14 protein-coding genes are annotated in these 18,315 nt (G+C 40.8%); 1 reads left to right on the top strand and 13 read right to left on the bottom strand.

All coding sequences use genetic code 11. The features are described 5' to 3' along the window. Positions 1 to 845 precede the first annotated feature (845 nt). The 11 genes from lysS to pth all read right to left on the bottom strand — a co-directional run bounded on the left by lysS (position 846) and on the right by pth (position 14,664). The gene (lysS, locus tag H5R64_RS00210; protein WP_182582465.1) at positions 846 to 2,369 is read right to left on the bottom strand and encodes a lysine--tRNA ligase; all 1,524 of its coding nucleotides are present in this window, start codon (positions 2,367 to 2,369) and stop codon (positions 846 to 848) included. Between the two features lie 19 nt (positions 2,370 to 2,388). Continuing rightward, positions 2,389 to 3,399, bottom strand: a complete 1,011-nt coding sequence (gene dusB / locus H5R64_RS00205) for a tRNA dihydrouridine synthase DusB (RefSeq protein ID WP_182582463.1) — start codon at positions 3,397 to 3,399, stop codon at positions 2,389 to 2,391. Positions 3,400 to 3,496: 97 nt separating this feature from the next. Beyond that, positions 3,497 to 4,408 carry an Hsp33 family molecular chaperone HslO gene (gene hslO / locus H5R64_RS00200; RefSeq protein WP_182581434.1) on the bottom strand — a complete coding sequence of 304 codons (912 nt, stop codon included), beginning with the start codon at positions 4,406 to 4,408 and terminating at the stop codon, positions 3,497 to 3,499. A gap of 87 nt (positions 4,409 to 4,495) precedes the next feature. After that, positions 4,496 to 6,619 carry an ATP-dependent zinc metalloprotease FtsH gene (gene ftsH / locus H5R64_RS00195; RefSeq protein WP_182582461.1) on the bottom strand — a complete coding sequence of 708 codons (2,124 nt, stop codon included), beginning with the start codon at positions 6,617 to 6,619 and terminating at the stop codon, positions 4,496 to 4,498. A gap of 270 nt (positions 6,620 to 6,889) precedes the next feature. Next, entirely contained in the window at positions 6,890 to 7,432 is a 543-nt protein-coding gene (hpt, locus tag H5R64_RS00190; protein WP_182581436.1) for a hypoxanthine phosphoribosyltransferase, read from the bottom strand. Beyond that, positions 7,429 to 8,817 (bottom strand): tRNA lysidine(34) synthetase TilS, encoded by a 1,389-nt coding sequence (gene tilS, locus H5R64_RS00185; RefSeq protein WP_182582459.1) that lies wholly within the window; start codon positions 8,815 to 8,817, stop codon positions 7,429 to 7,431. Before tilS ends, hpt begins: the two co-directional genes overlap by 4 nt. Position 8,818: 1 nt before the next feature. Then, positions 8,819 to 9,304 (bottom strand): S1 domain-containing RNA-binding protein, encoded by a 486-nt coding sequence (locus H5R64_RS00180; RefSeq protein ID WP_182581438.1) that lies wholly within the window; start codon positions 9,302 to 9,304, stop codon positions 8,819 to 8,821. A gap of 148 nt (positions 9,305 to 9,452) precedes the next feature. Beyond that, positions 9,453 to 9,809 carry an FtsB family cell division protein gene (locus H5R64_RS00175; protein WP_182581439.1) on the bottom strand — a complete coding sequence of 119 codons (357 nt, stop codon included), beginning with the start codon at positions 9,807 to 9,809 and terminating at the stop codon, positions 9,453 to 9,455. Between the two features lie 123 nt (positions 9,810 to 9,932). After that, complete coding sequence (locus H5R64_RS00170; RefSeq protein WP_182581440.1) at positions 9,933 to 10,199, bottom strand: RNA-binding S4 domain-containing protein; 267 nt, start codon at positions 10,197 to 10,199, stop codon at positions 9,933 to 9,935. Between the two features lie 15 nt (positions 10,200 to 10,214). After that, the gene (gene mfd, locus H5R64_RS00165; RefSeq protein WP_182582457.1) at positions 10,215 to 13,733 is read right to left on the bottom strand and encodes a transcription-repair coupling factor; all 3,519 of its coding nucleotides are present in this window, start codon (positions 13,731 to 13,733) and stop codon (positions 10,215 to 10,217) included. Positions 13,734 to 14,103: 370 nt separating this feature from the next. Then, positions 14,104 to 14,664, bottom strand: coding sequence for an aminoacyl-tRNA hydrolase (gene pth / locus H5R64_RS00160; RefSeq protein WP_182581442.1), 561 nt, complete (start codon positions 14,662 to 14,664; stop codon positions 14,104 to 14,106). 268 nt (positions 14,665 to 14,932) lie between these two features. Here pth and cbpA point away from each other — a divergent pair, with 268 nt between their 5' ends. After that, entirely contained in the window at positions 14,933 to 15,568 is a 636-nt protein-coding gene (gene cbpA / locus H5R64_RS00155) for a cyclic di-AMP binding protein CbpA (protein WP_182581443.1), read from the top strand. 49 nt (positions 15,569 to 15,617) lie between these two features. On the opposite strand, the gene codA is transcribed toward cbpA, so the two are convergent. Both codA and H5R64_RS00145 read right to left on the bottom strand, forming a co-directional pair. Further along, positions 15,618 to 16,856, bottom strand: coding sequence for a cytosine deaminase (codA, locus tag H5R64_RS00150; protein ID WP_182582455.1), 1,239 nt, complete (start codon positions 16,854 to 16,856; stop codon positions 15,618 to 15,620). Further along, the gene (locus tag H5R64_RS00145) at positions 16,846 to 18,222 is read right to left on the bottom strand and encodes a cytosine permease (RefSeq protein WP_182582453.1); all 1,377 of its coding nucleotides are present in this window, start codon (positions 18,220 to 18,222) and stop codon (positions 16,846 to 16,848) included. Before H5R64_RS00145 ends, codA begins: the two co-directional genes overlap by 11 nt. Positions 18,223 to 18,315: the final 93 nt, after the last annotated feature.

The following is an 18,315-nucleotide window of genomic DNA, read 5'->3' as shown; positions in this document are numbered from 1 at the left end:
TGCATGTATTAGGCACACCGCCGGCGTTCATCCTGAGCCAGGATCAAACTCTCATATAAAATACAAGAACTTGAATAGCTCTAATTCAAATTAATTAAGCGAATTGACTTCGCAAATGCTTTTGCTTCAAATCGTAATGATTGAAGACCCTACACATTTGATTCGTCGAAACTTTGTTCAGTTTTCAAAGGTCTACTTGCTTAGTCGAGTAACTAAGCAACATTAATTATTACATCACTTACTTATTTTGATGTCAATAATAAATTTTAATTAATTTCAAGTAATTAAAATTTATTATTCAAACAAGCAGCTTAAATAATATATCACGTATTCAATAGTTCGTCAATAGTTTTTTAAATTAAAAATAATATTAATTAACTATTCATTTTGTGACAACGGTAATTACTATACAAGCTATTCATCAATAAGTCAACATCTTTTTTATTTTTTCTAAATTTTAAATAAAAAAACATCCATCAACATAAAAGTCCTAACGCCCGCTTCATTTTGAATGTCAAATTCTCATCACAGCTATATAATTAATGTAATTTCTCCTTAAACACCTTTTCATTATTTTGATTGCCGTTCAGGCCAAATTAATACTAACAACACACGTCTTTATGCTGTAAATATTATTTGCTTCCTTACCTGTAGCATCTGAGTTACCCGATATTATGATTATCCCAGTTATGCTAGCAGCCCCAAAATGGAAGATACATTCGTGTAAGTTAAAGTAATAACCATATTAATTGTATCTTTAATAATTATCATCACCAATAACCGTAAAACAAGATAAGCCCCATCTCTCTTACAGTGAGATAGGGCTTATCTTGTTTTATGTTAGTTTACTTCTTCTTGTTCTTTTTCTTCGAACCGTCTTGCTTTTCCTTTTCTGGACGCATTGTTGGAAAGAGGATAACATCACGAATTGACTTTGCATCAGTTAAGAGCATTACTAATCGATCAATCCCAATTCCAAGACCACCTGTAGGAGGCATCCCGTATTCAAGAGCTTCAACATAGTCCAAGTCTACTGGTTCAGCTTCATCGTTACCATTTGCTTTTTCCTTGGCCTGCATTTCAAATCGTTCCTTTTGGTCGATTGGGTCGTTTAATTCACTAAAGGCGTTCGCCAATTCACTACCATCAACGTACAATTCGAACCGGTCAGTCATTTCTGGCTTTTCCTTGTTTCGCTTTGCTAGTGGGGAAACTTCGACTGGATATTCATAAACAAACGTTGGTTGAATTAACGTGTCTTCAACGAACTCTTCAAAGAAAGCGTTTAAAATGTGACCCTTTGTCCAGTAAGTTTTATATTCAACCTTGTGTTCGTCAGCTAGCTTCTTTGCGTCATCATCAGTCATTGATTGATCGCTGAAGTCAATCCCCGTCTTTTCCTTCACAGCATCTACCATAGTGATTCGCTTAAATTCTCCACCAAGATCAATCTCATGTCCCTGGTAGTTAACCTTACCATCATCAGAAACAACCTTTGCTGCTGCCTTAACAATTCCTTCGGTTTCATCCATAACATCATGAAAATCAAAGTAAGCAGCATAGGTTTCCATCGTCGTAAATTCAGGGTTGTGATGTGGATCCATCCCCTCGTTCCGGAAAATTCGACCAAGTTCATATACTCGTTCAAAACCGCCAACGATTAACCGTTTAAGGTACAATTCAGTTGCGATTCGCAAATACATATCAATATCCAAGGCATTGTGGTGGGTAATGAATGGCCGTGCATTAGCTCCACCAGCTTGGGTATTCAAGATTGGCGTTTCAACTTCAGTAAAACCGTGTTCATCCATGTAGTGACGAACTGCTTTGATAATTGCTGTCCGTTGGTGGAAACGTTTGAAGCTTTCTGGATTGGAAATCAAGTCAAGGTAACGCTGACGATAAATCGTCTCTGGATCAGTAACCCCTTCCCACTTGTTTGGTAATGGGCGAAGTGCCTTTGACAGGAAGGTAATCTTATGTGCGCGAACGGTCAATTCACCAGTATCAGTCTTAATAACATCCCCTTCAATCCCAAGGAAGTCACCAATATCAGCACGCTTAAAGACGTGGTATGGTTCGTCTCCAACCATATCTTTTCGAGCATACACTTGGATCTTACCGGTACGGTCAACAAAATCCGCAAAGCCAGCTTTACCACTGCTTCGCTTACGAGTCATCCGACCAGCGATAATCACCTTCTCGCCCTTTTCGTTTAATTCTTCCTTGCTGTATTGGTCATACTTATCATGTAGATCTTGTGCAAGGTGATCACGTTTGAAGCGGCGACCAAATGGTTCAATTCCGGCTTCTTTAAGTTCATTCATCTTTTCGCGACGAACGCGCATTTGATCTAATTCTTGTGACACTTACTTTTTCCTCCTCGTATTAAGCGTGCTGTTTTTGCGCCTTTTTTAATTCACGCTCAGCTGTTTGTTCAGCAAACTGATCAAAAATATCATTCATTTCTTGGCGAGTTTCTGCCTCTACCAAGGCAGCCTTAGTTCGTGCGGAACGTGGAATTCCTTTCAAGTAGTATGTAGAAAGCCCCCGAAATTCGCGAACACCAACATATTCCCCTTTCAAATCAATTAATTGGTTAAGGTGTTCTTTAGCCATCCTAATCTTTTGTTCAGGTGTTGCTTCTGGAAGCAATTCTCCAGTTGCAAGGTAGTGTTCGGTCCGCTTGAGCATCCATGGGTTTCCAAGAGCTGCTCGACCGATCATGGCAGCAGTTGCTCCAGTTTCCTCGATGATCCGTTTAGCATCTTCTGGAGTCCGCACATCACCATTAGCCATAAATGGAATCGATAGATGATCTGCCACTTCTTTTAGTATATTCCAATCAGCGTGTCCCGTATACATCTGTTTTCGAGTTCGTCCGTGCATTGCAATTGCAGCTGCCCCAGCTCGTTCAGCAGCCATGGCATTTTCTACCGCATAAATGTGCTTGTCGTCCCAACCAGTCCGCATTTTAACCGTTACTGGTTTTTTCACCGCATCGGTAACATAGGAAACCATTTCGTAAACTTTATTAGGATCAAGGAGCCAACGTGCACCAGCATCCGTCTTAACGACCTTATTTACCGGGCATCCCATATTAATGTCAATCACATCAGCTGCCGTATGCTCATCAACGTATTTTGCAGCTTGAACTAATGTTTCCTTAGTTCCACCAAAAATTTGGATTCCCATTGGGTGTTCACTTGGGTCAACGTCCATCATATTTAATGTCTTCTTGTTGCGGTACATAATTCCTCGATCAGAGATCATTTCACAAACAACATACCCTGCACCAAATTCCTTACTAATTACCCGGAAAGCAGAGTTGGTAACTCCAGCCATTGGTGCAACAACTACTTGGTTGGCAATTTCGACATCTCCAATATGCCACTTCATTCTTTCACCTCATTATTAAAATTAATGTGAACTGCACTGGCTAAATTCTTCGTTCAATAACCAAATCATGATAGCACATCATCGATTTTTAACCAAATCAATCATCTTTTTTAGTATCGTTTGAATTCATCTTGGTATAAATATCTTTCAATTCCTGTTCATTAAATTCATACTTCTTACCACAAAATTGGCAAACCGCTTCGGCATGATGATCTTCATTAATTATTTTTTCGAGATCCTTTTTAGCAATACTTGCCAAAGCGTTGGCAAACCGTTCTTTACTACAGTCACAACGATATGCAACTGGCATCCGGTCCAGAATCTTTAATTGATCACCAAAAATTCGTTTCAAAATATCTTCAGGTGTATCACCATCACGAAGCATTTCGGAAACTAGTGGTAAATTCTTTAATGTCTTTTCTAGTTTACTAATTTCTTCATCACTTGCGCCAGGAAGAACCTGAATCATAAAACCACCAGCAACCTCAATTGATTCATCAGGATTTACGAATACGGAAAGTCCCATAGCTGATGGGATTTGTTCCGACTGGGCAAGGTAGTAAGTAAAATCTTCACCTAATTCGCCAGAAACCAGGTTAACCTGCCCAGTATATGGTGTTTTGTCTCCCGGGGCCATCTTGGTAACAGAAAGAGTCCCGTGCTTCCCTACAGCCCCAGAAACATCAATTTTTCCCTTATCATTTGCAGGCAGACTAACATGGTTATTTCCCATGTATCCTTTAACCGTTCCTTGTGCTGTTCCGTCCGCAATAATAAAGCCAACTGGACCGTCACCTTGAATTTTCACGGTCATCCCCGCTTCACCTTGAAGACCCGCCGTGGCTAACAAGAGCGTTCCAATCAATGTTCTCCCAAGAGCCGCTGAAGAAGCACTCCAGGTATCATGAATTTCGTGAGCCTTTTCTACTAATTGAGTCGCGTTAACAGCATACGCCCGAAACTTACCATCTTTACTCATACTCTTTACAAGGTAATCTGTTGATTTCATTTTTGTCATCCTTTCATACTTATATGATACAAAAAACAGGTGGAATATGACCAACTTTTGGCTTATTCCCCCTGTTTTTCAATCTAATTATTTATCCTGTCTATCTGAATCATCGGAATGATCATGACTAGGATCGCTAGCCGATGTTGGAGTATCAGCAGCTGAGTCTTCATTTTCATCACTAGCAGAACTACTTGCCTTAAGTTGTTCATGCTTCTCGTCCTCTAACCGTTCCAAAGCACGCTTGGATTCTTCAAAGGTTTGCGCACGAGCTTCTTCATCAGCCGCAGCAATATCCTTATCAGGTAACTTTCCAGTCTTGTAAAGACTAAGAATCTGTTTCTCATCAAGCGTCTCATACTTCAGTAAGGCTTCAGCAATGATCTTATGTTGTTCACGATGAGTCTCAATAATGTGGAGAGCCCGTTCATGACCTTCACGAAGGATCCGCCGTACTTCTTCATCGACTAATGCTGCAGTCTTTTCAGAATAAGGTGATTGATCATAGCCTTGGCCAGTAAATACTTGACCTGAACTTTGCAGTTCAACAGGGCCAATCTTATCACTCATCCCGTACTGAGTAACCATCGCCCGCGCAATTTGGGTTGCTTGTTCAAAGTCATTTGAAGCACCTGAAGATTGAGACTTAAAGATTAACTCTTCGGCCGCACGACCACCCATTAATCCGGCAATCTGTTCTTCAGCATTCTTCTTGGACATCAGCATTTGATCTTCCCGTGGCAGCATAATTGCATAACCACCGGCACGACCACGAGGGACAATCGTAACCTTATGAACCACACGTGCATCATTCAAGACAAGACCAACTATTGTATGTCCAGCTTCGTGATATGCAACTGTTCGTCGTTCTTGCTTTGATTCAACTCGATCGTGCTTAGCTGGACCAGCGATTACCCGATCCTCAGCTTCATCAAGATCAGCCTCATCAATTTGTGTCTTGTTTCGCCGTGCTGCTAATAAGGCAGCTTCATTCAGTAAGTTTGCTAAGTCCGCCCCAACAAACCCTGGAGTTTGCTTAGCAATTTCCTTCAAGTCGACATTATCTGCCAATGGCTTATTCTTGGCGTGAACACGAAGAATGGCTTCACGACCCTTAACATCTGGGCGACCAACTAAAATTTTCCGGTCAAAGCGCCCTGGACGAAGCAATGCCGGATCCAGAACATCAGAACGGTTAGTAGCAGCCATAACAATGACCCCTTCATCGCCTTGGAACCCATCCATTTCAACCAGTAATTGGTTCAATGTCTGTTCACGTTCATCGTGGCCACCACCCATTCCGGCACCACGCCGACGACCAACGGCATCAATTTCATCGATGAAGATGATTGCTGGAGCGGCCTTCTTAGCCTGTTCGAACAAGTCACGAACACGACTAGCACCAACACCAACAAACATCTCAACGAAATCAGAACCAGAAATTGAGAAGAATGGGACTCCAGATTCACCGGCAACAGCCTTAGCAAGTAAGGTCTTCCCAGTGCCCGGAGGTCCCTCCAAAAGAACACCAGATGGGATCTTTGCACCAAGGCGGGTAAACTTCTTCGGATTCTTCAAGAATTCAACAACTTCAACCAGTTCTTGTTTTTCTTCCTCTTCACCAGCAACGTCAGAGAAACGAACTTTGTTTTTCTTGGCATCGGCAGGCTTTGCCTTTGTCTTTCCAAAACTCATTACTCCACGACCGCCACCACCTTGACCAGCTTGGCCCATCATCATGTAGAAGAAGAATATCATGATGACTAATGGTAAGACAGTCAACAGCAAGTTCATCCAAACACTATTAGATTCCTCTGCTCGTGTACTGATTTTAACGTTTTCCCGGTCAGCATATTTTTGTAATTGACTGACGGTTACATCGCTTTGCAATACAGAACTTTGGAAGTGGTTAACTTTACTGTTACGTTGCGTGGTAAGGCCGAAGTTATTAGCAGAGTTATTACCAGCAGATTGTGGCTTACGATAAGTACCTGTAATCTTGTAAACCCCACCATTTGGTTGTAGTTGGAAACTCTTAACCTTGTTACTCTTCAATTCAGAGATAAACTCTGTTTGTGAGACGTTCTTACTTTGTCCATTACTTTGACTTCCACCAAAGAAAAAGTAAGCAATCCCCATAATACATAAGAAAATCACTGCGTAGAAGAGAACGTTATGAGTAAAATTATTGTTTCTCCGATTGTTATTCATAACAACCTCCTATTCTACCAGCAACAATATTGTGGTTACAATTGTAGTGACTATCATAGCATAATTGACAAATATTGACCAGTCAATTAACACACTTAATAGACACCATCCAACAACGCCCAATTCTACATTTTTTAGGCTAATTTTTCCACTGATTTACCAACAATTCAAAAGGACGGAGTATAAGCTAAATATTTAAATCCATTCAAAAAGGCTTCAAAATCTGAAAATCCAAACTCTGAAGCCTTAAAAATAGCCCATTCTATTTAATTAGTCTTTTTCATAAACAGCTGGCTTTAAAATTCCAACATAAGGAAGGTTCCGATAATACCCCTTGTAATCTAGCCCATAACCAACTAAAAACTCATTTGGAACATTAAATCCGACATAATCAGCCTTTACTTCAACTTGACGCCCTTCAGGCTTATCTAATAAGGTGCAAACCTTAACGCTCTTTGCACCACGTTCTTTTAACAGTTCAATTAAGAACTTCAAAGTATGGCCAGTATCAACGATATCTTCCATAATCAGAATTGAACGTCCACGAATATCTGACTTCAAGTCTTGAACCAGTTTTACTTCACCAGTCGAAGAGGTCCCACCGTAGTAACTAGAAACATCGATAAAATCAAGTTTTGCCATAATGTCCATTCGCTTAATCATATCAACAGTAAATAAAACGGCTCCGGTCATTACAGAAATAATCAATGGTCGCTGTTCCCTATATTCAGCGGTTAACTGTTTTGCAAGTTCATCCATCCGACGGTTAATTTCTTCTTCACTGTATAATACTCGTTCAATATCGTTATTCATTCTTTTCTCCTCTTTAAATCACGTATACCAATAACTAGCCGTTGCCATTGGTCAAGGTAATCATCGGGCCGGGTAAACCATCCCCATTTCCGCCCAACGGCCCATACTATATTATTCTTAGCATCAGCAATCACCAACTGCTGATCACGCTCTGATAACGGTACTTTCTGATCAATTAGAACACGACTAATCTTTTGATGACCGCCATTTTTTAACGGTAACCGATCTTGAGACTGCCACCGGCGAATCCTTAATGGCAATTGCTCGGGAGCCAACCACATCTCCTGATAATCAACCGTTTTGCCAAAGAACTGCTTGGTTAGTGCTACTGCAATTTGATAATCGTTTCCAATTGGATACCAACGGCCCAATTTTACCACAGAATTTAGGGAAGTTTGAGCTTTTTGTGGTAATTGATTAACATTTTTCAAAAATAGTTCGGAATAGTTCTTAAATAAGATTAATTTAGGGGTGATTTGACGATTAAATTGGGGCAAATGACGATTATTAATATCTGCAAGCAGCTGTTCAATAAATCCCTGCTTCAAATTAGTCGCCCCAGACCACTCTAACCACTTCAACAGGATTAATCGTTCTTTCGCTAAAGAAAACTGTAATAACTGTTTTAAATTAACGTGTCCCTGTTTATCCTTTATTCTTTGCAATTGCTCTTTTGCAAACTGGTCTTCAAGTTCAACCGCTAATTCTAATTGCTCATGATAACTACTCAGTGAATCAAGAAGGTTAGGATTTTCTGCTTCCAATAGAGGAATGATTCGGTGACGAAAACGATTCCTACTAACAGTTAGTTCATAATTAGTTTCATCCTCATACCATTTTAAATGATTACTAATCGCATATTCACGTAATTGTTGTTTGGTAAAGTCAAGCAATGGCCGCACAAGCTTTCCGTCAACAAAATCCCGCTGTTCTTTCATTCCAATCAACTGGTGTAACTGACCGCCCCGCGTTAATTTCATCAACATTGTTTCAGCTAAATCATTTTTATGGTGAGCAGTGATTAAAACTGACGCTTGTTCTTGTTTCATTACCCGATTGAAAAAGTGATAACGTATTTTTCGAGCTGCTTCCTCAATTCCTGTCGTTGGATGTTCTGCTATTGCCCACTGGTAAACGACTAATCGAAGGTGATGTGTACTACAATAGTGCCGAATAAACTGTTCTTCTTCCTTACTTTGTTTTCTCAGTTGGTGATTTACGTGGGCAACAACTATTTGTGGCCGGACCGTTTCGGGAAGACGTTGTAATAAGGATAGCAACACCATTGAGTCAACTCCCGTTGAAACAGCTACAACCACTCTTTTACCTTTATCAAAAAAGCGACCCTGTTGTAGGTGTCGCTTGAATATATTGTTTAAATTCATCTTAACTCCGACGACCACCACGACCGCCACGCTTACCGTCCGTCTGACGTTTCAATGTTGAAAGCCGTGATTCACTTTCCTTTAAATAACCAGCTAACATCTCATCAAAGTTTTCATGACGCCGTGATTGGTGGTGGCCTGAATTGAATCCACCATGGTAACCATGTTGATTTTGTCGTTCAAAATTATTACTCCGCCGTTCATGACGAAAATTATTATGATGGCGTTCACCACGTCCTTCATCATGATGATGTTCTTCAGCATCTTTCATTGAAAGAGCAATCTTACCATCATCGCCGACCTTAGTAACCTTAACTGTTACCGTATCACCGACTGACAGTACATCATGAATGTCCTTTACATAGTTGTTTGAAATTTGACTAATATGTACTAAACCAGTTTGGTTATCATCCAAATCAACAAAGGCACCGAAATTAGTAATTCCTGAAACCTTACCCGAAACCTTTGCTCCAACTTCAACTGACATGAAATTAATTGATCCTCCTCAAGCCACAATGTTTGCGATAAATGTACGTTGAGTATACCATACTTCAAACCAGAAAAGGTGATAAAACATTAATATGTAAGAAAAAACAGGAACAAATTAATCATGACCCTGTTCCTGTTTTTTGTTACTAATTATCTAAATTATAAACCGTTTCGCCCTTCTTCGTATAATTATACTTTGAGCGGATTATTTGTTGCAGATAATCGGGATTATGTAGCTGCTTTTTCTCTTGTTTAAGATCTTTTCCAATTTCCTTTTGTCGGACTAATTGGGTCTTCGAAGTACGAATACTAGCATTAATCTTCGTCAAAGATCGCTTATTCTGAATAATTTGTAATCCAAGAATCAAGAAAACAATAGTAAAGAAGAGCAGAATCAGTTTACAACGCTTAATACGTGTTCGTCGTACCACCTGTTGATTAACAGTAATCTGTCTAGCATAAGGTGTGTTGATTTGTGAAACTTTGCCAGAACGACTCTTCATTTTTATTGCCTCCCTAATTTGACTTATCACGAGTTAAGTATAGCAGTCTTTGAGGGGAATTGTCTATAAACAATTGAAATTATTAAATATTTTATTAATAATTGTTCATTATTAGTATTAGCCCTAATCAAAATTTTCTGCATAGGTTTCATCAATAATTTTATACATACTTTCTGCTTCGCTCTTCTTGGTTGTTTCAACGATCTGATTAACCTTAACAGTTTCAGTTTTATTACCAAACTTAATCGTTAACGTATCCCCTGCAACAACCTGGCTTGAAGACTTAGCTGGCCGATCATTAATTAGGATTCTTCCTTGATCAGCAATCTCCTTTGCCACCGAACGCCGCTTAATAATTCTTGATACTTTGAGAAATTTATCTAATCGCATGTCATCCTCTTCTTTCTATTTTTTCTGTTCTTGCTTTAAATTACTTAATGCAGTAATGAACTTCAGAAGCTGGTGAAGCCAATCATCAACTGTCATCTTTGGTTGAATCACTAAGCGAACGCTTAGTTGATGATCTTCCTCACCGATCGTTGCCTTAAACTTTGTCTGTGCCAATTCCTTAATGATCTGCGGTGCTGTAATGTTCCGACTCCCTTTTTCAGTAAAGGTAATCATAATTTGGTCCCGTTGCCGCTTAATATTAGCAATCATTGCCAAGTCAGCATGGAGCTTCAATTGACTAATTAAGAGAAGGTTCCCAACTGCTTTCGGATAATCCCCAAACCGATCAATCAAGTCCCCCTGAATATCAAGAAGTTCATCATCATTGGCTGCTGTTCGAATCGTCTTATATAACTCGATCTTCTGTTGTTGATCATTAATATAATCATCAGGCAAGTAGGCTTCAACACCCAGTTCAACCTCAGCATCTGACTTAGCCACCTGCTTCTTCCCCTGCTTTTTGGCAACCGCATCACTCAACATTGAAGAATAGAGATCATACCCAACCGAATCAATAAAGCCGTGCTGTTGTTTTCCTAAAAGATTACCAGCGCCCCGAATAGATAGATCCCGCATCGCAATCTTAAAGCCAGATCCTAATTCAGTAAAATCACGAATTGCTGCTAGACGCTTTTCACCGAGTTCAGTTAGGACCTTATTAGGTTGGTACATAAAGTAAGCATAGGCAACCCGGTTACTCCGGCCGATCCGTCCCCGAATTTGATACAACTGAGCTAATCCCATCCGGTCAGCATTTTCAACAAATAAAGTATTTACGTTAGGAATATCAACCCCAGTTTCGATAATTGAGGTTGTTACCAAAACATCATAGCCGCCCTGAATAAATTCGTATAGAACCGATTCAAGTTCATTTTCACTCATTTGGCCATCTATATAGCCTATCCGTGCTTCAGGAACCAATTGTTGAAGACGGGCAACAGTCTCTTCAATATCCATTACCCGGTTATGAAGATAGTAGACTTGTCCACCACGTTGCATTTCCCTAAGGATCCCATCGCGGATTGCTCCTGCATTTTGTTCCATCACGTAGGTTTGAATTGGATAACGACCAGCAGGTGGTGTTTCGAGAACAGAAAGATCCCGAACCCCTAGCATTGACATATGGAGCGTTCGGGGAATTGGTGTAGCAGTCAAGGTCAACACATCGACATTATTCTTCATTTGTTTCAGTTTTTCCTTATGCTTAACTCCAAAGCGTTGTTCCTCATCAACAATTAACAAGCCGAGATCCTTGAAACGAACATCCTTTGAAAGGATCCGGTGAGTTCCAACAACAACATCTATTGAACCATCAGCTAATCCCTTTTCGGTCTCTTTAAGTTCCTTTCGCGTCTTGAACCGGGACATCAGGGCAATCTCAATTGGAAAGCCTTCAAAACGCTTCTTCATTGTGTCGTAATGTTGCTGAGCTAAAACAGTAGTCGGTACAAGAAAGGCCACTTGCTTACCACCAGTAACGGCCTTAAAGATTGCTCGCAAGGCTACTTCTGTTTTCCCGTAACCGACATCACCTACTAGTAGGCGATCCATTGGTTTAGGTTTCTCCATATCTTCCTTAATTTCAGTAATACTCCGGAGCTGATCCCGAGTTTCAGAATAAGGGAAGTTAGCATCAAACTGTTTTTGCAAATAGTCATCCTTAGGAAAGGCATAACCCTTTTCGGTCTCCCGCTTAGCATAAAGATCAACTAACTCATCAGCAATATCTTCAACCTTAGAGGCAACCCGACGCTTCGTTTTAGCCCATTCATTACCACCAAGTTTGTTAATATGTGGCGTCTTCGATTCAGCCGAAACGTACTTTTGAACCAAATTTAATTGGGTAACCGGAACAAAAATCTGCGCATTATTTCGGTAGTTAATCACCATGTAGTCTTGGTGCACGCCATCGACTTCCATCGTCCGAATACCGCTAAAGATCCCGATCCCGTGGTTAACATGGACAACATAATCTCCTGGCTTGAGGTCTAAGTAGTTCTTAATCCGCTCGGCATTAACTAACTTTTGCGGACTGATCCGTCGCTTCTTTACCTGCTTAAACATTTCCCCTTCAGTAATCACTACTAACCCCATCTGAGGAATTTCAAAGCCGTTTGCTAGGTTAGTGGGGACCAATTGAACAATATTTTGTTGAAGTTGGTTCAATTCGGTTGTGGTGACCTTAATGCCAAAATCATCCATTGTTCGTGCAATCTGGTCGCGACGCTCCTTACTGCTTGCCATTAAAATAACTGTTTGTCCTTGAGCAAGCCACCGTTGCATTTCTGTTTTTAGCAGGGGCATTTGGCCGAAGAACCGCTGCATTGTCCGACTTCCCAGGTCAGTCATTACCTTAAACCGTAATTGGCCCATTCCTTTACGGAAAAGCGCCCAGAAATCCTGAGCATGTTTATCCTGGCTCATGAGTTGACTAACATCATGACCAAGACTTGTCGCCTGGAGAAGTTGTTGGTGTTTAGCCTTATCCTCTAGCCATCCCAACTCCTCCTCACTAATCTCTTTGGCAGTCTGCTTAATTCGCGTCCAATCATCAAAATGAACCACACCGTCGGCAGAAAGGTAATCCAGCAAAGAATGCTTTTGTGGATAAATCAGATCAGTAAAGACCAGCAATTCGTTAGTCAATTGGTGTTGCTTTAAGGCTGTTAATAATGGTTCAAACCGGTTTGCAAGTTGCTCTTGTTCATCTTCACCATCTATCTGTTCTTTTAGTTGGTGATACTGCTTGGTTAATTCTTTTTCCACCCGTGAAAATTCAGTAACCGGAAGGATAAAGTCAGTTGCCGGAAGAATTTCGACTTCCTTCACGTTTTTGATACTTCGTTGCGTACTGGCATCAAAATATCTTAAAGAATCAATTTCAGTATCAAAAAGGTCAACCCGCACTGGCTCATCAGTGTTTAAGGCATAAATATCAATAATCGAGCCGCGGACGGCAAAGTCCCCTGGCCGGAGAACCATTTTTTGTCGCTGGTACCCCATTGAACTCAGTTGTTCCGCTGCTGTTTCAGGATCAATCTCCCCACCAACTTTGAGAGTTAACCGAGCTTGGTCAAATAACTCAGGAGAGACAATATTTCGTCGCAATCCAGCAGTTGAAGCAAGGATAATTGCTGGCTTTTTATTAATCAATGCGTCCAGTGCTTGGACCCGCTGCAAGCGATAATTTGGTGAACTTGTTGCTACTTCGGCAGCAAGGACTTCCTCTACCGGAAATTGGTAAACCTCTTCTTCAGGTAATAAATTTTCCAAATCAGCAGCCAATTCCTGCATATGGAAAAGACTATCGGTAATTACTAATTGTGGCTGGCCAAGTTTCCTTTTTAACGTTGCCAGTAATAAAGTTCGTGCTGAACCGGAAATCCCGGTAATTAGTTGACGGTGATGTTGTTCAATCGCTTTAGCAACTTGTTTGAATTCCTTTGTCCGTGTACAAAAGTCAGTTAATTCCAACTGGATTCCTCCTTTCTGCTTTTTTATGGTTGTATTCAATTACTATGTTCGACCAGCTGAATAGGCTTGCTTGGCTGCGATTTTCTCCATTTCTACCACAACATAGTCAAGAACTGCTCGCCCTAAGCTTCTTCAAGCTAACGACCCCACCTCCGACGACGAGTTCGGCGTTCAGTGGAGAAATCGTTAGTAATTCTAATGCGACATAGCTGAAACCTGCTCGCCCCGACCGCACGCTCGATCTACCACAACATAGTCAAAACGTGCTTCGCCCGAATTTCCTAGAGTTAGCGACCTCCTTCCTAGGCGCAAATCGCCTTCGTCAGGAGAAATCGCTAGCCTTTCGGAAATTCTCTGGTGCGAAAGCACTCTAGTTATATTCGTTCATCAAACTCGCAAAGTCTTTGCCTTTAACCCAGTCTTCAAGGGCGTGTTCAGCGGTGAGGACGGCTTGGTCAAAGTTTGGTCGTTCATCTTTAGTAAATTTGCCAAGAACATGGCTGACGACGGTTCCGTGTTGAGGATGATCAATTCCAACCTTAACCCGGTTAAACTTATTAGTGCCTAAAGCGTTGATAATACTCTTTAGTCCATTATGACCACCTGAAGCACCATGGGTTTTCAAGCGAACCTTACCAACTGGCATATCAAGGTCATCATTAACCACTACTAAATCATCAAGATCAATATCATAGTAGTCAACTAGTGGACCTACAGCTCTTCCTGAATCATTCATAAAGGTTGTGGGTTTAACTAGCATTACTTTTTCACCATCAATCATTCCAGTAACCGCCACTGCCTCTTGTTTAAGGTGAGTAAAGGCCCCTAAATGATAATCTCGTGCTAATTGATCAACTACCATAAAGCCAGTATTATGACGAGTTTCATCGTAGCGTGTTCCGATATTTCCTAAACCAACAATCATCTTCATTATTTATTCGTCCCCCTCTAAGTGAAATGCAAAAAGGCCGCCTTACTTGCAGCCCCGTGCTTATTTATTTCATCTAATTCTGATGTAAAATTATCTGCATGTTATTATACCGTAGCTATGACTAAAACTAAAACGATTCACGTTGATTATCATTCTCGATATTATTACATTAATTATTCTTGATTCTCTCATCTTGTTCTAATATAAGTAAAGATAATGTGTTATGATGTTTTATGCACTAAAACGTTTGTAGTAAAGGAAGAACATTATGATTTTCAGTTCGCTCATTAAAAAGAAAGAAGAACTTACAACACTCCCTGAAAATGCGACCTTACAGGAAGCATTAACAGTTCTTGAAAATACCGGTTACCGGTGTGTCCCTATTTTAGATAAATCAGGAAAAATTTTTCGGGGTAATATCTACAAGATGCATATTTACCGTCATAAGTCACGCAATGGTGATATGACTCTTCCCGTAACTTCGCTTCTTAAAAATTCCACTAAGTTTGTTTCAATTAACGCTGCTTTCTTCTCCGTATTCTTCGCAATTCGCGATTTGCCGTACATCGCTGTTTTAGACGAAAACAACCAATTTTATGGTATCCTCACTCATAATCGTTTACTCCGGATGCTCGCCGCGGGCTGGAATGTTAATAACGGAAGTTACGTCTTAACAGTTGTTGCCCATGACGAACGGGGGGCCTTAATGAATGCCGCTAAAGAAATTACGCGGTTCTGTCAAATTGTTAACGTCATCTCATTAGATCCTGACCATTCGTCAGTAAAACAGGTTCTTTTTACCTTACCAACCGATGTCGATCATGACCGGATGGAACGGATCGTTCGTCGATTAACAAAGAAAGGCTTTGAAGTAACTGAAATTGAAGACTTACATAAAGCATAAAAATACGCAGGAAATCAACCTTCAAAATGGCTAATTTCCTGCGTATTTTTTAATCTAGATTTACCCACGTTTCTGCTGGTTTAGTCTGAGCAAGAATTTTTCCGTGACGGACGTTAGCTAATACTTCAACATGCTTATTTAAGGCATTGTAGAAATCAGGAGCATTTAGCAAAATAAAGTTTGCTGGTTTGCCAACCTCAATTCCATATTTATCAGTAATATGAAGCGTTTTGGCTCCATTATAAGTAACAAACTTAAAGGCATCTTGAAGTTGATGGTAACCCATTAAATGCCCTGCATAAACACCCATCGTTACTGCATCAAGCATATTCCCATTACCAAGTGGGTTCCATGGATCTTGAACATCATCCTCACCAAAGGAAACATTCATCCCCGCCTCGTTTAATTCCTTTACCCGAGTTATTCCCCGCCGTTTTGGATAAGTATCAAATCGACCACCCAAATGGATGTTGACCAATGGATTAGCCACAAAGTTAATCTCACTCATCTTTAACAGACGGAATAACTTATAAGTATAAGCATCGTTGTACGAGCCCATCGCGGTAGTATGACTAGCAGTCACCCGATCCTTCATTCCTCGTTCATAGGCTTCAGTAGCCAAAACTTCAAGGTTACGTGAAGCCGGGTCATCGATTTCATCACAGTGAACATCAACCAGGCGGTCGTAGTGATCAGCCAGCTTCATCAGGAAGTGGACTGATTGCCAACCATACTCGGTGGTAAATTCAAAATGAGGAATCCCACCAACAACGTCGAGTCCTTCCTTAACTGCTTGCTCCATTAATTCACGACCATGAGGGAAGCTAAGAATTCCTTCTTGAGGAAAGGCAACTAATTGCAAATCAATTTGATCTTTTAATTCTTCTCGTAATTCGAGCAATGCCTGAGCAGCAATCAAATGGGGATCAGTTACGTCAACATGGCTCCGAATGTGCTGAATACCATGACCAACCATGTTTTTAATGGTTGCCTTTGCCCGTTTTTTAACATCCTCAATCGAGAGATCCTGCTTTCGTTCACTCCAAATACGGATTCCATCAAATAGTGTCCCCGTTTCGTTCCATTCGGGTTCACCGGCAGTCAAGGTCGCGTCAAGGTGAACGTGGGAATCAACAAATGGTGGTAACATTAATGCTTCATTACCTTCAATTACTTGTTCACCTTCACGTGGCATAATTTCTGTTGCAATTTCAGTAAACCGACCATCAGTAACCCGAACATCTTTTAGTCCTTCTTCGTTATCAACATGAACATCTTTAATTAGCATGACGTGCTCCTTTCCGGTCGTAAATGGCCATCAAAATGTAGTAAAGTAATCCGCTTAAAACCATATCAACAAAAGTTGCGCCGACTGTGTTCACAAAAATTGGCATCTGGTGAACTGCAATAAAGAATGCAACCCCTAAGGCAAAGACGAGGTATGCAATCCAATTAATTCCGTGGTGGTACCAGTACTTACCATTAATTAACCCGAGCTGCTTAACATCATAGTGACGGTGCGCGCGAATGTAGAAGTCAGTGCAAATAATGGCAATTGTTGGTCCCAGAACCATTCCAACGTAATCAAGGAAGGATTCAAAAGTATCCAAGAAACTACCAATAAACATTGGGATGAAAGTTACCACCGTTGCTAGGAGAACCACAATCCATAATGAATACTTCAAACGAAGGCGGATAAAAATATTGGATAAAGCTGAACCAGCAGCAAGGAGGTTAACCGCATTAGCAGTCATTGAAGTCAAGATAATTACCAAGAAGGCAACTACACCAAGACCAAGTTTGCTTGCAATCGTTGATGGATCTGAATTATTTGCATTGTAGACGCCACTTGAGATTGCAATACTAATCGTAGAAATCAAACCAATGAAGGCAAACCATACGACTCCAATCAAGGCTCCCCAAAATGGTGTATGAATTGCATTATTTTTAATTGAAGTAAACCGGGTAAAGTCGGCCCCAGCAGTCACCCAGGCTAAGTTAAAAGCAGCAACATAATCAATCGCTGCCCCTGTAGCCATTCTTGCATTAGCAGGAACGTGCCAATCAATAATTTGGTTCATCGAAACAGTCTTAAAAACAGCAACAGATTCCCAAATCACAAAGATAAAGACAAGGATAATCCCAATTCGTTCAATCAATTGAACTGAACGGGAACCACTTGAAACACTGAGAATGTGAAGGACGCTCATAATTAAGATCCCCACAACCAAGCCCTTATCACCACCGGGCTGTCCCCAAAGTGGCCAATGAAGTAGTTGGTGAAAAAGAAGGCTAACCGATTGAGCAGCAATAAAAGTATTAACTGCCGTCCAACCGATAAACTGGGTAATGTTAACTAATGAGGGCAGATAACTACCACGTTCCCCGAATGATGCTCGGCTAACTGCCATCGTTGAAACACCGGTTTTATAACCGATGTACCCAATCAAACTTAAGAAAACATACGATAAGGCTGATGAAAGAACTAGGACTTTCATCGCTACGACAAATCCACAGGCTGCCAGAACACCCCCAACAAACCACGTTCCGTTATTTGCGTTTGCTCCAACCCAGGTTGCAAACATATCCCACCGGGTTGTTCGCCGACTTTTCATCGGGATGCTTAAGATTGGCGTGTGTTGTTTATCTTCCACAATCGTTCCTCCTAATAAAAAATAGCCTTAAGTCCCGTAAAGAACTCAAGGCTAGCCAATTCGTGTGATCGACTATGGATCACTACTTACTTA

The organism is Limosilactobacillus fastidiosus (assembly GCF_014145505.1).
Lineage (GTDB): Bacteria > Bacillota > Bacilli > Lactobacillales > Lactobacillaceae > Limosilactobacillus > Limosilactobacillus fastidiosus.
This window is presented reverse-complemented; position numbering and strand designations above follow the sequence as displayed.